The sequence below is a fragment of the bacterium genome (assembly GCA_018830565.1).
Taxonomy (GTDB): Bacteria; UBA9089; JAHJRX01; order JAHJRX01; family JAHJRX01; genus JAHJRX01.
This window is the reverse complement of sequence record JAHJRX010000045.1, coordinates 74,904-89,242: the sequence shown is the minus strand read 5'-3', so window position 1 is coordinate 89,242 and position 14,339 is coordinate 74,904. Positions and strand designations below refer to the sequence as shown.

15 protein-coding genes are annotated in these 14,339 nt (G+C 34.2%); 9 read left to right on the top strand and 6 right to left on the bottom strand.

Annotation, left to right across the window (positions count from 1 at the left end; all coding sequences use genetic code 11):
- Window positions 1-103 precede the first annotated feature (103 nt).
- From KJ849_04150 to KJ849_04140, 3 genes are read right to left on the bottom strand one after another with little or no spacing between them, the layout of a single operon-like run.
- On the bottom strand, window positions 104-1,267 hold the full coding sequence (locus KJ849_04150) for a GuaB3 family IMP dehydrogenase-related protein (GenBank protein ID MBU2599753.1): 1,164 nt from the start codon (window positions 1,265-1,267) through the stop codon (window positions 104-106).
- A 27-nt stretch (window positions 1,268-1,294) separates the two neighbouring features.
- A complete protein-coding gene (locus KJ849_04145; protein MBU2599752.1) occupies window positions 1,295-2,467 on the bottom strand; it encodes a hypothetical protein in 1,173 nt (390 codons plus the stop codon).
- A gap of 19 nt (window positions 2,468-2,486) precedes the next feature.
- Window positions 2,487-3,635: an S-layer homology domain-containing protein gene (locus tag KJ849_04140; GenBank protein MBU2599751.1), complete on the bottom strand. Its 1,149-nt coding sequence runs from the start codon at window positions 3,633-3,635 to the stop codon at window positions 2,487-2,489.
- A gap of 612 nt (window positions 3,636-4,247) precedes the next feature.
- On the opposite strand from KJ849_04140, the gene KJ849_04135 reads away from it, so the two are divergent.
- From KJ849_04135 to KJ849_04095, 9 genes are all read left to right on the top strand, one after another.
- Window positions 4,248-5,201 (top strand): hypothetical protein, encoded by a 954-nt coding sequence (locus tag KJ849_04135; protein ID MBU2599750.1) that lies wholly within the window; start codon window positions 4,248-4,250, stop codon window positions 5,199-5,201.
- Between the two features lie 27 nt (window positions 5,202-5,228).
- On the top strand, window positions 5,229-5,666 hold the full coding sequence (locus KJ849_04130) for a nucleoside-diphosphate kinase (GenBank protein MBU2599749.1): 438 nt from the start codon (window positions 5,229-5,231) through the stop codon (window positions 5,664-5,666).
- Between the two features lie 144 nt (window positions 5,667-5,810).
- Window positions 5,811-6,710, top strand: a complete 900-nt coding sequence (locus tag KJ849_04125) for a hypothetical protein (GenBank protein MBU2599748.1) — start codon at window positions 5,811-5,813, stop codon at window positions 6,708-6,710.
- 71 nt (window positions 6,711-6,781) lie between these two features.
- Window positions 6,782-6,961, top strand: a complete 180-nt coding sequence (locus KJ849_04120) for a hypothetical protein (protein ID MBU2599747.1) — start codon at window positions 6,782-6,784, stop codon at window positions 6,959-6,961.
- A gap of 187 nt (window positions 6,962-7,148) precedes the next feature.
- Window positions 7,149-8,006 (top strand): pantoate--beta-alanine ligase, encoded by an 858-nt coding sequence (panC, locus tag KJ849_04115; GenBank protein ID MBU2599746.1) that lies wholly within the window; start codon window positions 7,149-7,151, stop codon window positions 8,004-8,006.
- Window positions 7,999-9,120 carry a DegT/DnrJ/EryC1/StrS family aminotransferase gene (locus KJ849_04110; protein ID MBU2599745.1) on the top strand — a complete coding sequence of 374 codons (1,122 nt, stop codon included), beginning with the start codon at window positions 7,999-8,001 and terminating at the stop codon, window positions 9,118-9,120. Before panC ends, KJ849_04110 begins: the two co-directional genes overlap by 8 nt.
- Window positions 9,110-10,270: a DegT/DnrJ/EryC1/StrS aminotransferase family protein gene (locus KJ849_04105; GenBank protein MBU2599744.1), complete on the top strand. Its 1,161-nt coding sequence runs from the start codon at window positions 9,110-9,112 to the stop codon at window positions 10,268-10,270. The genes KJ849_04110 and KJ849_04105 overlap by 11 nt, the downstream gene beginning before the upstream one ends.
- Window positions 10,271-10,368: 98 nt before the next feature.
- Window positions 10,369-10,587, top strand: a complete 219-nt coding sequence (locus tag KJ849_04100) for a NifU family protein (GenBank protein MBU2599743.1) — start codon at window positions 10,369-10,371, stop codon at window positions 10,585-10,587.
- A 177-nt stretch (window positions 10,588-10,764) separates the two neighbouring features.
- Window positions 10,765-11,292 (top strand): DUF116 domain-containing protein, encoded by a 528-nt coding sequence (locus KJ849_04095; GenBank protein MBU2599742.1) that lies wholly within the window; start codon window positions 10,765-10,767, stop codon window positions 11,290-11,292.
- Between the two features lie 98 nt (window positions 11,293-11,390).
- Here KJ849_04095 and KJ849_04090 read toward each other — a convergent pair whose 3' ends face one another.
- From KJ849_04090 to KJ849_04080, 3 genes are all read right to left on the bottom strand, one after another.
- Complete coding sequence (locus KJ849_04090) at window positions 11,391-12,140, bottom strand: flagellin (protein MBU2599741.1); 750 nt, start codon at window positions 12,138-12,140, stop codon at window positions 11,391-11,393.
- A gap of 118 nt (window positions 12,141-12,258) precedes the next feature.
- Window positions 12,259-13,440: a conjugal transfer protein TraF gene (gene traF, locus KJ849_04085; GenBank protein ID MBU2599740.1), complete on the bottom strand. Its 1,182-nt coding sequence runs from the start codon at window positions 13,438-13,440 to the stop codon at window positions 12,259-12,261.
- Window positions 13,385-14,257, bottom strand: coding sequence for a hypothetical protein (locus tag KJ849_04080; GenBank protein MBU2599739.1), 873 nt, complete (start codon window positions 14,255-14,257; stop codon window positions 13,385-13,387). Before KJ849_04080 ends, traF begins: the two co-directional genes overlap by 56 nt.
- Between the last annotated feature and the right edge of the window lie 82 nt (window positions 14,258-14,339).

Genomic DNA, 14,339 nt, shown 5'->3' with positions numbered 1-14,339 from the left:
TTCCCATCCCAAACGGGCAATAAGTTGAGTGTACTGGGAACCAAAGTCAAGAATTAAAATTGTATCTCTATCCATTAGCAAACACCATTATTAAAGACCAAACTTAAGATCTTCCCATCCCAATATGTTGACTCTTCTGAAAGATTTTACCTTCAGTTTTTATGGAAGGAGCAATAATGATTTCGGATAACTGCATTTCTCGAATATTCCTTGCGCCGCACATACCCATAGAAGTCTTGAGAGCTCCTACTAAGTTTTGAGAGCCATCATCAAGATGAGCAGGACCAAATAATATTTCTTCTAAGGAACTAGTTACTCCTACATAAATTCTCGTTCCCCGAGGCAAATTTTTATGAGGGGTAGCCATACCCCAATGATAACCTTTTCCTGGAGCTTCTTTAGACTTGGCAAAAGCAGAGCCAATCATCACCGCATCAGCTCCAGAAGAGAAGGCTTTACAAATATCACCTCCTACACTCATTCCTCCATCAGTAATAATAGGTACATATCGAGAAGTTTTATTAAAATAAAAGTCTCTGGCGGCAGCACAATCAGCTGTTGCAGTAACTTGGGGCACCCCTATTCCTAAAACACCCCGCGTGGTACAAGCTGAACCTGGGCCAACCCCTACTAAAAGGCCATCAATACCACATTCCATAAGTCCTAAGGCACTTTCATAAGTAACGCAATTCCCTACTATTACTGGAATCTTCATTTTTTGGCAAAAATCTTTAAAATTTAAAGATTTCTTATCAGAGGAAAGATAACGAGCAGAAGTAATCGTAGCTTGAACTACAAAGATATCTGCCCCTGCTTGCTGGGCTATTTCGCCAAACATTTCTGCTTTTTGAGGAATACTTGAGACCGCTACGGTCGCCTGGGCAGCTTTCATTTCTTTTATTTTTTTCTCAATAAGTTCTTCTTTGACTGGGGTAAGATACATCTTTTGAATAATGTTAGTAGCTTCTTGCGGTGTAGCTTTAACAATATCATTTATAATCTCTGCTGGGTCTTCATATCGAGTGTAAATCCCTTCTAAGTTCAAGACTGCCAAGCCCCCTAATTTAGACATATGAATAGCAAAATTTACATCTGTTACTCCATCCATGGCGGCAGCAATAATAGGAACTTCAAAGCGAAAATCTCTTAATTTAAAATTTATAGCTACATCTTCAGGGTTAACGGGAACCAGTCCTGGAACTAAAGCTATTTCATCAAATCCATAACCTCGCCGAGCTTTCCTGCTTCTACCTATATATACTCCCATAAAAAAATCTCCTTTTGCTTGTTGTTTCTATCTTGCTTCTATCTTTAATCTATTAGCCGAGAAATTAGTAATTAAGACTGAGAAGCCAAAATCTTTATTACTAATCTCAGTAGCTAAATCTTGCGTACTCTGCTTACTTTCTAATTCAACAACGGCCTTATTTTCATTAAAACTTCTTCTATGTAAAGCTTTAATTCCCCTTATTTGATTCTTCAGAATATCTTCAAATTTTAACAAGTTTTCAAAAGATAAGTTAGCAATTTCTAAAGTAATTAACCTGCTATCAGAAGTCTCTTTTGACCAAACTTCTAATATTTGATCTATTAAGGCCAGAGCAACTATTTGGCTTGCTTTAACAGCGGCTTTTCGAGAAGCATCATTTTCGGTAATGCCAACACCAGTTGATACTTCTCCCTTAGTGCCAATGATAGCTTCGGTATCGCATTTAACAGCTTTTATCTCGATATAAGCTCGACAAGATACCAGTCCACCTAAATCCAAAGCTCCGCTTTTTTCCCATTTAGATTTACCAATCAGCACTACATCTGCTCCTAATTTCTTTCCTATTTCAGCTACTAAAGCATCATCTTCCCAGGAAGCTTTTTTAGTTTCCCTTTGACTATACACTTCTCTAATTTGACTTGATTCCACTACTGCTTCAAAGTCTTTTTCTTTAAGAGACTTAATGATCTCCCCTTCACTCACTAAGTCATAAAGATCAAACTTTTTTAGATCTTCTCCCTCAGATAGGGATCTTTCTTTAAGAACCATGACCATAATTCGAGGTTTATGCATTCTTTGTTGAAGGATATTAATAGCCATTAAATCACTTTGAAGCTTTTTAAGACCAACTGTAGCTTTTACGGTAACTTGATAAACACCTTGAAGTTGGCTTTCTTTTAAGACTTGGTAATCTTTAATATACCCTTTAGTCTGAGTATAAATACGGTCTTCAATCAGCTGATAGTTTTTTACCAAGGTATCGGCTTGAACAAAAGTGCCCATCACTTCTTCCACAGCTCTTCGTAAAGCATCAGAGATAGCTAAATCTCGAGCATGAGCTAAATCATTTTGATAAATTACTCCCTGGCCATTTACCACCACTTCTTTTTTATCGGACATCTCTTGAGCCAGAATGATATTCTTAGAAGACAAAAGTAAGAGTAAAAAGAGTAAATAAATACTTAGTTTCTTTTTCATAAATAAAGCCTTTCTTTGTTTACCATTGCATGGCTGTTTTTAAGTTTCTTAAGACCAATAAAGCTTCGGGACCAGAAACCTTATCTAATCCTCCAAATAAGCCATTAATCTTATCCTTGGGCTCAATGATACCTCTGGTGGTAGTAACCATAATCGCTGGAAAAGCAAAATGGTCAGATCTCACATCTTTAAAGGGAGAAGTAGATCCAATAAACTTGGTTTCCAAAGAATACTCTCCGGTAATAACTACGATTAAATCTAAGATCATTTTACAAAAAGTAGTCTTAGTAATTAATTCATCAGGTTTAAAGGTATGGTCAGGAAAAGTAGGAATAATTCCATACTTAACTACTTCTTCAATATAGTTTTTTGCCCAGTGGTCATTAACATCAGTAATTTTAGGAACTTCTATAGACTTTGATTTTAGAGCAGTCTTAGCTTGAGGAGCTTTAAAACTAGTGTCTACTTCTTCAGGCATTCTTTTTCTTAAAAATCTATCTAAATTTAATTCCGCTATAAATAAAGCCGCTATATCACTCCGATCAGTCTCTTCTAATAAGGCAATCTTCTTTCCTATCATCGTGCCCGGAGCTGCTCTTTCTATCTTCTGGACCTTGGCCCATTCTTCATTAGCTTCTTTAAGATATAAGGTATTAAAGTCTAACACTTTTCTAAAGTCATCACCTGATTTAGAAAACTGATAAGCTTTTTCATAAGCTATGCCTCTAAAATAGTAAATCTTACTATTGCTTGAATCTATTTTTAAAGCTTCTTTAAACTCTTGGCAAGCATCTTCTAACCAGTCATCACCTGCTCTTTTAAGAGAGATTACTCTACCCATGCCAATAAAAGATTCAACTTTTTCTATCTTCGTTTCGGCTAAGTCTTTAGCTTCTTCCATTAAAGAAAAGGCTTTTTTAAAGTTCTTAGTTTCAGCTTCTACCAAGCCTAATCCTATATAAGCTAAACAATATTTAAGATTTAAAGCTTTGGCTCGGTTAAATTCTTGAGCTGCTTTTTCATAATCTCTATCTTCTAAGTATTTTGCCCCCAAGCTATAATGATACTCAGGAGTGTCAAGTAAAGATTCTTGCTTAATAGGCTTAGGTCCACACCCTACCATTATTGATAAAGCTAAACAAACAACCATACTTAAGATATTTCTCATATAGCCTCCTTGTCTATTTTTTAGTCTGACTACAAGATAACCCTCGCTAATGCTTAGAATTATCTTTTATAGGGGCTTCGCCCCTGTGGCGCTCAAGAATGCTCGGACTTCCTCGCCTTTCTTAGCTGTCATCCCTCACCAAGTAGAAACTATTTTCCCCTTTGTGGTAACCCCTACCCTATGAATTTTTTCAAATTCCTCTACCTCTACAATGATTTAACCCCATAAATTTACTTCTCTCGACAACCACTTTAAAGTAAAGTTACATAAAGTTTTGTTTTTGTCAAGGGATTTTTATACCACTTGTAATTGAGGCATTACTTTGGTAGTGTAAAAGTAATTGTTTGACCATTTATCTATCTATGTGATATTATCTTAAAAATAGATAATTGAAGATAATTAACTTTAATATATGCAATCCATTAGTTAAGTTGACATACCTCGTAGGGAAAATCCACCCCCTAACCCCCGCCAGCGGGGGATAAGCTTGTAACCCCCGCTGGCGGGGGTTAGGGGGTGGAAATACAACTATTATGTCAAGTTATTTATCAGATTGCATATAATAGGTAAAAACACAATTAAAACTTATAAATTTTTACTTTGGAGATAAAAATGCATCTAGAAAGAACCTTAGTTAATATATACTACACCTCTTTAGAACGGTCTATTACTGGGGATTTGATAAGTATGATTAGATTCATGCCAGGATTAAGTTCTAAATTAGAGATTATTGGTGCTGATATTTACAAGATGGATGATCAATTTGCTAAAGATTTTTGCGATACCTTAGTCTTGAAAAAAGATCAAGAAGAAAGAATAATTCAAGAGAGTTTTAAAGAATATATTTGCAATAAAGAGAATCTTGATAAAGAAAAATACAACTACAAAAGAGTGTTTAATTTAGTAATTGAAGGAGAAGATGCTGTTAAAAAAATAAGCAAGTTAGTGGGTGATATAAGAATAAGAAACGGTGTTACTATCTTAGGTAGATACGGCTTTTTTAAAATGTCAGCGGATAAAAAAGTTATCATGTCTGAATTTCCTGCTTCTGCTCCTAATAACAAAGAAGAAGCAGAAGCTCAATTATCTTTATTCTGGAATAAGTATAAAGATAGAGGAGGACCACTTAAAAATTCTGTTATTTATCCAGATAATATGGTTAAAGAAGTAGATAATAGTTTAGTACTTATAAAACCAAATACTTTTGAAGGTAGTTATGATCCTCGGATTGGAGATGTAGTTAATGCTATTTCTCTAACTGGAATGTACATTGTGGGAGCTAAGATCCAAATACCTACCAAAGAACAAATGGAAGAGTTTTATCTAGTCCATAAAGATAAGCCTTTCTTTGAAGAACTAGTAAATTTCATGAGTGACAAAAAGTCCTTAGCTCTCCTTTATGAAGGAAGAGGGGCTCTTTGTCAAATTAGAGAAACAGCCTTAAAATTAGTAAGATATGCTTATAGTGAATCTATCTTAGAAAATACTATTCACACTTCCGATCACCAAGAAAACTTTCTTAGAGAAGTAAGGGTAGTTAACTTTAATGAAAATAAATTACCTTAGCTAATCATGAAACAAAAAACATTCTTTATGATTAAACCAGAAGGGATTAAAAAAAGAAGAAAGATCTTAGAAAAGATCCTTCCTTTAGCTAAAATCATAACTTCAAAAAAATACCCTAAAGTACCTTTAGAAAAGATTGCTAAATTATATGAAGAACATAAAGATGAAGTATTTTACCCTTGGTTTTTTGATTACTACCAAAATAAATCTATTGAGGTGATGACATTAGAAGAAAAAGATGATTTTCAATATAAAGAAGGATTTTTTGCTGAAATTAGTAAGATTGTTGGAGACACCGATCCTCAAAAAGCAGAAAAAGGAACCATAAGAAGCATGAGTAAGGATAGCATGGAAAACTCTTTAAGCGAAAGAAGAATATTAAAAAATTTAGTTCATCGAAGTAAAAACAAAGAAGATGCTCAAAAAGAAATAAAAATATTTTTTGATAATTTTGAGGAGATGTAAATAATTAGATCTTCCTCTTAAGACTTTAAATTTATTTAATTACAAGTTCAATAATATAAAAAATTATTGACAAAATGATTTTAATGGGGCACTATTTAATTAGTAGGTTAAATTAAAGATAGGTTAAGTTGAGGGGAGTTAAAGATGAAGAAAAATTTAATTATTTTTCCACTAATTATAAGCTTATTATTAATTATTTCTTTTACTACTATTTCTTTTACTACGGCTTTTTGCGGACTTGTGGAAACCTACGAAAAGGGAGCAATAGATTGGGAAAAAGGAATTGTTGCTGCTGAAGGGTGGGGATTTCCTCCAAAAAACATGCATCCCGGCCAAGCGAGGTTAATGGCCGAAAGAGCAGCTAAAGTCGATGCTTATCGAAACTTATTAGAAGCGGTAAATGCGGTGAGAGTAGACGCCCAGACCACAGTTAAAGAGAGTGCGGTGGAAAGCGATGTAATTAGGGCTGAAGTTCAAGGTTTTATCAAGGGGGCAAAGATTTCCGAACCTAAATATATGTCGGATGGAACGGTAAAAGTAGAACTAACCATTGCTTTAAGTGGCGTAGGTAGCTTAAGCGGAATCTTCTTTCCTAAGCCTTCTTTAGAAATAGAAAAAGAAAAAGACGAAAAAACTATTCCTGAAAAAACTTACCTTCCTTCTTTGCAGGAAGAGGCTAAAATGCCAGCCATAGATTTCACTAAACCCTTTACTGGTTTAGTGATTAATGCTCAAGGCATTGAGATTTGCCCAGCCATGAATCCTAAAATCTTAAGCGAAGAAGGCCAAGAGATTTATGGCAGTGCTTCGGTAAGTTCTGATTTTGCTGAGAGGTTTGGCATGGTTGGATATGCTAAAGATTTAGAAGAAGCTTGTAAGATTGATAGAGTAAAAGATAATCCTTTAGTTATTAAAGCTTTAAACTTTTCTGGAAAGCAAAAGACAGATGTAGTGATAAGCAATAACGATGCGGCTTTACTTTATAAATTAAATCAAAATCTAAGCTTTCTTAAAGAATGTAAAGTAATATTTGTTTTAGATTGAAAAGATAATTTTGGCTCAATTTTGGTTCTTTAAATCTAAGTTTTAATCTATATTTCCTGGCAAGGTAAAACATGAAGCGATGTTTTGAAATTAGGTATTGTCCAGCAAGTTGTTATATAGTCTGTGATGCTTACAAGAATGGCACTGATTGTTGGGATACTCCTCATATCCCTTGTTGCAAACGAGATAATAAAGGACGTTGTTTAGAGTGTTTCGTCCTTATTCAAGCTAAAGAAGAAAAGAAAGATTAGTATCTTTATTAATAAAAGTTTGTTAAAAACTTTTCCTCCTTAATTTTGAACTACATCTTTAAATCACCCCCATTAAATAAATCTTCTTTATGAAAATTATTACTAAAATTAAAGAAATACATAAATAAGTTTTTTGTTTATGGAAATTGTTACCAAGATTAAAGAAATACATAGATAAATCTTCTTTATGGAAATTATTGCCAAGATTAAAGAAATACAAGAGAAGAGTTCTTGTTTAAGAGCAAAAAATAAAGAGATCGGCTTTGTTCCTACTATGGGTGCCTTGCACCAAGGACATATAAGTTTAATTGAAAAATGTAAAGAAGGGAATGATTGGACAATAGTAAGTATTTTTGTCAATTCTATCCAGTTTAACGATCAAGATGACCTTAATTTTTATCCTCGTCCTTTAGATGAAGACTTAGATATTTGCAGGAGATTTAAAGTAGATACTGTTTTTATTCCTTCTATAAAAGAGATGTATCCTGAAGACCAGCTAACTTTTGTAAATGTAAATAAGCTGAGTACTAATCTATGCGGAAAATATCGACCTGGCCATTTTCAAGGAGTAGCTACGGTAGTTACCAAGTTATTTAATATTACTAAACCTCATCGAGCTTATTTTGGATTAAAGGATTACCAACAAGTTGAAATAGTTAAAAGATTGGTCAAGGATTTAAATTTTGATCTCGAAATTATAACCTTACCTACGGTTAGAAATGAAGGTAATTTAGCTTTAAGCTCTCGAAACAAGGATTTAACTTTAGAAGAGCAAAAAAGAGCTGTTATTTTATCCCAATCTCTAAGAAAAGCCTTCTCTCTTTTAGAGAAGGATGTTAAGGATCCAAAGCTCATTATTAAACAAATGAATAGTCTAATTAACCAAGAGCCTTTAGCTGAGATTGAATATATTAAGATCTGTGATCCTGCCTATCTTACTGATCTTGACTATATTAATAAAGAAGCTTTGGTAGCTTTAGCGGTTAGATTTGGTAAGGTTCGCTTAATAGATAACTTAGTTTGGAAAAAAGAAGAGCATGTCTAAAAAATTTATTACTCCTCTTATCGACTTAAAAGCAGAATATCAACTTATTAAGGATGAGATTGATCAAGCTATTAAAAAAGTAGTAGAAAGTGGTTCTTTTATCTTAGGAGAAGAAGTAGTTTTCTTAGAAAAAGAGATAGCTGATTATTGTCAAACAAAATATGCGGTTGGAGTAGCTTCTGGAACCGAGGCTTTATTTCTTCCTTTATTAGCATTAGATATAAGACCTGATGATGAGATAATTACTACTCCCTTTACTTTTATAGCAACGGCAGAAGTAATTGCTCTTTTAAGAGCTAAACCTGTCTTTGTAGATATTAATCCTCATACTTTTAATATCGACATTTCTAAGATAGAAGAAGCTATTACCCCAAGAACTAAAGCTATTATTCCTGTCCATTTATATGGACAACCAGCCGATATGGACTTTCTTTTAGACTTAGCTCTTAAATATAATTTAACGATCGTGGAAGATGCCGCTCAAGCCATAGGAGCAGAATATAAAGGGAAAAAAGTTGGTTCTTTTGGACAGGTAGGTGCTTTAAGTTTCTTTCCAGCTAAAAATTTAGGTGGCTATGGTGACGGGGGAATGATCCTTACTAATGATGAAGAAATTTACCAGAAACTAAAAATGCTTCGTGTCCATGGGTCATCGGAAAGATATATTCATAAGTACATTGGCACTAACGCTCGCTTGGATGAAATTCAAGCGGCTATCTTAAGAGTAAAGTTAAGATACTTAGGTGATTGGATAAAAAAGAGAAGAAATATTGCTACTAAATATACAGATCTTTTAAGCCAGGCCAGAGTAAAAACTCCTTTTGTAGAATCGTTTAATCTTCATGTCTATAATCAATATACCATTAGGGCTAAAGAGAGAGATCGACTAAGCATGAGACTTTTAGACGAAGGAATTCCTACCGCTGTTCATTATCCTATTCCTCTTCACCTTCAGGAAGCCTTTTCTTATTTAAAGTACAAAAAAGGAGATTTTCCAGAAAGCGAAAGAGCAGCTCGTGAAGTGCTGTCTCTTCCTATCTATCCTGAATTAAAGAAAGAGACCGTAGAGATTATTGCTCATTTAATACAAAGATACACTCAAGATGAAGGCTAAATTTATTCCCTTTATAGCTCATTTATTAGAGGAAGATGATATTCAATCTGTTTTAGAAGTCTTAAGGTCTGATTGGATTGTTTCTGGTCCTAAGGTAATTGAATTTGAAAAAAGTTTTAAAGAATATATTGGCTGTAAATATGCGGTGGCTTTAAATTCTTGCACTTCAGCCTTACATCTCTTATTAGCTACTTTAAATATTAAAGAAGAAGATGAGGTTATTACTACTCCTTTTACTTTTGTAGCTACATCTAACGCTATTCTTTATCAAAAAGCTACCCCTGTATTTGTAGAGGTAAGAGAAGATACTTTTAATATTGACCCTTCTAAGATAGAAGAAGCTATTACTCCAAGAACTAAAGCTATTCTTTTAACCCACTATGGGGGACAGCCAGCTCAATTAGACGAAATAAGGGAGATTGCCCAAAGGCATCATCTCTTTCTTTTGGAAGATGCCGCTCATGCGATTGGAGCAGAGTATAAAGGGAAAAAAGTTGGTTCTTTTGGTTTAGGGGCATGCTTTAGTTTTCATGCAGTTAAAAATGTCATTTCTGGCGAAGGAGGGATGATCGCTACGGAAAGTCAAGAGATAGCAGAGAAAGCCAAAAAATTACGATTTTTTGGCATAGAAAGTGATGCCTGGAAGCGAAATAAGAGTGAAGATTATTGGCACTATGAAGTAGAAGAATTAGGATTTAAGTATAATATGATGGATCTTCAAGCGGCCATGGGTATTAGCCAGCTTAAAAAGGTAGATAGATTTCAAATAACAAGAGATCAGTATGCTGAAATGTATAACCAAGCCTTTGAACAAATTCCAGAGATTAAAACTCCTACTGTTTTGCCAGAAGTTAAAACTTCCTGGCATTTGTATGTCATTAAATTAAATCTAAAGATGCTCACCATTAGTCGAGATAACTTGGTAAGAGTATTGAGAGAATCAGGAGTTGGCACTAATATTCATTATCTCCCTCTTCATTTACATAAATATTTTAGAGAAAAGTTTAAGTATCAATGGGGAAACTTTCCCATTTGTGAATCTTTATATCAGCAAATATTATCTCTTCCTTTATACCAGAAGATGACCAGAGAAGAAGTAAATCTTGTTATTGAGATAGTTACGGATACTATAAAGAAATATAGATGTTAAATGAACCTCTGGTTCTGATATAACTTTAATGAATTACCGGTAAACAAAACCTATGAGAAGGTTTTAACTAAATTTTCAATTGATAAGAGGAGGAAATTATGCGTGACTCAGTAGAGAAGGTTTTAACTAAGATTAGGCCATATCTTCAAGCGGATGGCGGCGATATTGAATTAGTAGATGTCCAAGAAGGGACAGTCAAGGTAAAACTAAAAGGAGCTTGTGGTTGTTGCTCTATGTCAACTATGACTCTTCAACAAGGAGTAGAAGCTACATTAAAGAAAGAAATACCTGAAATTAAAAAAGTAATAGCTGTTTAAATATTTAGATAGGAATTTTCAAATTCCTAAAGTGGTAGCGAAAAAATGCTCGGAAGTCTGAGCATTAGTCAGGGCAATCTTGTCAACTTCTTGTTAGTTTGTCCCTTTTTACTAACTGATAATTCTTATTTGTCAAAATGACAAATAAAGACGACTAAGATTTAACTAAGTATTTTTATGTCTTTTTTGGCGAAAAGCTTAATTTATCTTATTAATCTTTTTTTTGTAATAACTATAGGAGCGGGGAAGTTACTATTTATTTCTGATCAAAAGCTTATCCAGCTTCATGTGAATATTAATAACTTTATTTTAAAGAGAAAGTGGATCAGGGTTTCACCAAAAAGACTTCTTATTTTAGCTCCTTATTGCTTACAAAACTCAAGTTGTCATCAAAACATTGTAGTAGATATTAAAAATTGCCAAAGCTGTGGAGCTTGCAATCTTAAGGATTTGACAGAAATTTATCATCAATATCAAATTTCTCTGTTTGTAGTAAAAGGAGGAACTTTAGCTCTTCAAAAAGCAAAAAAAGAAAGATGTCAAGGAATTGTGGCTATTGCTTGTGAAAAGGAGGTAGAAGAAGGAATTAAGAACAGTTTTCCTATTCCTGTCTTTGGAGTATTTAATGAAAGACCTTCTGGGCCTTGTTGTGACACTAAAGTGGATGTCAGAAAAGTAGTGGAAGGTATAAACTGCTTTCTTTAACTGATAAAACCTTTGTTTTGCAACGAATATAAGTCCATAAAAAAACTGCAAGATAATCTTGCAGTTTTTTTTTTATGGTAAAGTTTTTGGCTCTTATTTTATGCTCCTCCCAACAAACCTAAAGCTGTTTTTGGTTGAACATTAGCATGACCGGCCATGATTACTCCTGATTTTTCTAATATCTGGCTACGAACTAAGTGCATCATCTCAAAAGCCATATCGGCATCTCGGATCCGCGACTCTGCAGCCATGGTATTTTCTTGAGCTATTAAAAGACCATTAATCTTATGCTCGCTACGATTGGTCTCTGCTCCTAAATCAGCCCTTTTTTCTGAAACCATATTAATAGCAGCATCAAACTTTTCTAAGGCTGCTTGAGGGTCACTGACAATATCGATAGAACCTTTATCTATCCCTAAATCGGTGGTAGTGGCATTAGGAATGACTTGCTTGGTATTAAACTGGGTGGTTTGAGCATTATAATCAATCTGCTCCTGAAGCTGAGCTACTTCTTTATTGATTAGTTCTTTATCTTGATCGGTTAATGTTCCATTAGCACTTTGAACAGTAAGCTCTCTCATTCTTTGTAAAGCATCTGAAGTAGAACCAAGACCTCCTTCTGCTACCTGATTTCTGGAGATCAGATCAAGTTCATTGGTTGCTTCTTGGCCTATGCCTGATACTTGAGAGCGTAATTTTTCTGAAATAGCTAAACCAGCGGCATCATCTGCAGCCCGGTTAATTTTATAACCTGTAGTTAACTTGAGTAACCTATTAGCCAGCTCTTCTTGGGTTTTATCAAGGCTTCTTTGGGCACCAAGGGCAGGAATATTAGTATTTATCTTCATCTTGAAAATTACCTCCTTCCTTGAGTTATGTACCTCCTTGTCTAAAATATACTCCCTTATTTACTCTCCTTTCTATTTTTATTTTGCCATATTATTCAATTATTGTCAAGACTACCATTTAGATAGAAAATCTTAAACTTAAGCTATGCCAATCAGCCACAGGGTCTCCAAAATAAGCATAATCAGCATTTAAGAGCCATAGGATCTTAAGACCTGTTCCTAAAGTAAGATAACCTTGATTATTTCCAGCTCTTAGAGAAAGAACTAAGGCTCGATTCTTAAAAGGAGCTAACTTAAGCTCGGTGCCCAAATGAAGTTTATCTAAAAACTTCTTATCTTTTCTTACTTTATTATTTAAGTTATCCAGATCAAGGGCAAAAGTAGCATCTACCGGAGGAATCTTTTTACCTAAAGCAAATGATTGCATAGGTTTTACCGCTATGCCTATTCTCAAGTTTGGATCCACCTTTAAAGAATTACTAATATCTTTAACCATCAATCCTAATCTAATCATTTTATTATACTCATACATCCAACCTAAGTCCAAGCCCACTCCAGATTTAGACTTAGCTTTACTTAGATCGAAGTATTTTTCTACATTTAGATCTTCTCTTAACAAAGAGGAAAAAACAATCGGTTCTTTTTCGTTATCCAGATAGACTCGATTAAGAGCTTTGATCGTTACTCCTAAAGAGCTATTCCCAGAAAATTCCTTAAAAGGAACCATCATGGCTAACGAACCAGAGACTACATAATCACATCCTGTTTGAACAATAAGCTCATCATTTAAGATGTTAAAAGGTTTTTGGATCGGAAGACCCACCGGTTGAATATAGACCTTTGTTCCTAACTGAGCATAAGCCCCTAATCCTAAACCAAAATAAGTACCTCCTAATTTAACATTAGGTAACACCCAACCCAGGGAAAGATCTGCTCTTCCTCCTAATGTATCATCAGTTAATTTTAATAGCTTATCTACAGCTTCTTTAAATTGAGGAGTAATTTTACTTCCATCTTCAGAAGCTTCTAAGTTATTAGATATTGTTGACATCTCCGTTAATAAATTGGCGGTATCTTGAGAGATCATAAGATTTAAAGGAACATCGATATCAAAACGATCGAGAATAGCAATACCGGCAGGATTAAAGTAGATAGCATTATAATCATCAGCTACCGCCGTAAAAGCATTACCCATGCCCATAGGTCGAAGGCTGTATGAATCAAAAGGCCTAGCGGCATAAAGATCAAAGCTCTTCAAGATTAAGATTAAAGCTATTATCCATAAAGTATATCTTTTCATTATCTCCTCCTATCTTTAAATTTACTTCTTCAAAGCCCCAAGGAATAATATTTCCCCCAACATTACTTTTAAACTTTTCTATATAAACTTTAACTTCGGTCAGAGCCTTGACAATATCCTCTGGAAGAACATTACCAGAAAGATTTACAAACTTTAAGGCTAAGGCTAAGGCTCCTTTAAAATCCCCGTATTCATAAGGATAATATATATTTTTGATATCCTTTGTAAGATAAGAGGTTCCGTTACGTTTTAACTCTATTCCAAGTAAAATATAGATCATATTTGTAAAATCTTGAATTTCCTGATCACTAATATTTTCTGCAGTTATTCCCCCAGTATTAAAAATATACTTTCCATCAGAAGAAAGTCTTACCTCAAATTTATTAGCGCCTGAATTAGCAATAAAAGCAGCTTTTAAGACATAAAGTCGAGCTAATTCCAGATAACAGTAAGCTAAATCTACCTCACTTAATCCACTTGGGTCCTCCACCGCCATGATATTACTCATTCCTGTAACTTGACCAGATGATATTCCTAATACTTGATATAAGAGTTTTACTGCCCTGTCTACTTTTTGAGAATCTATTAACTTAGTAGGATTAGTTAATACTTTATCTTGCTTTGTATAATTTGCCAGATCGCTAAAATTTAAAGCTACCCCTGCTTCTTCTAAATTTTTCATAGCTTCATTAAAGAAATTAATTTGTTCTTTCTTTACTTGCTTAGATTCTCGCTCTCGCTTCGCGCAACCCAAAGGCATGACTAAAGTTACTGTTAAAATTACCAGTAGCCACCATCTTAAACAACCATTAACCATCTTTCCCTCCTTTTATGTTATGCCCAAATAAATCAGGTTTGCAAAAAAGTAGCCAAAGAAGACGATAGATCATAGACTCAAG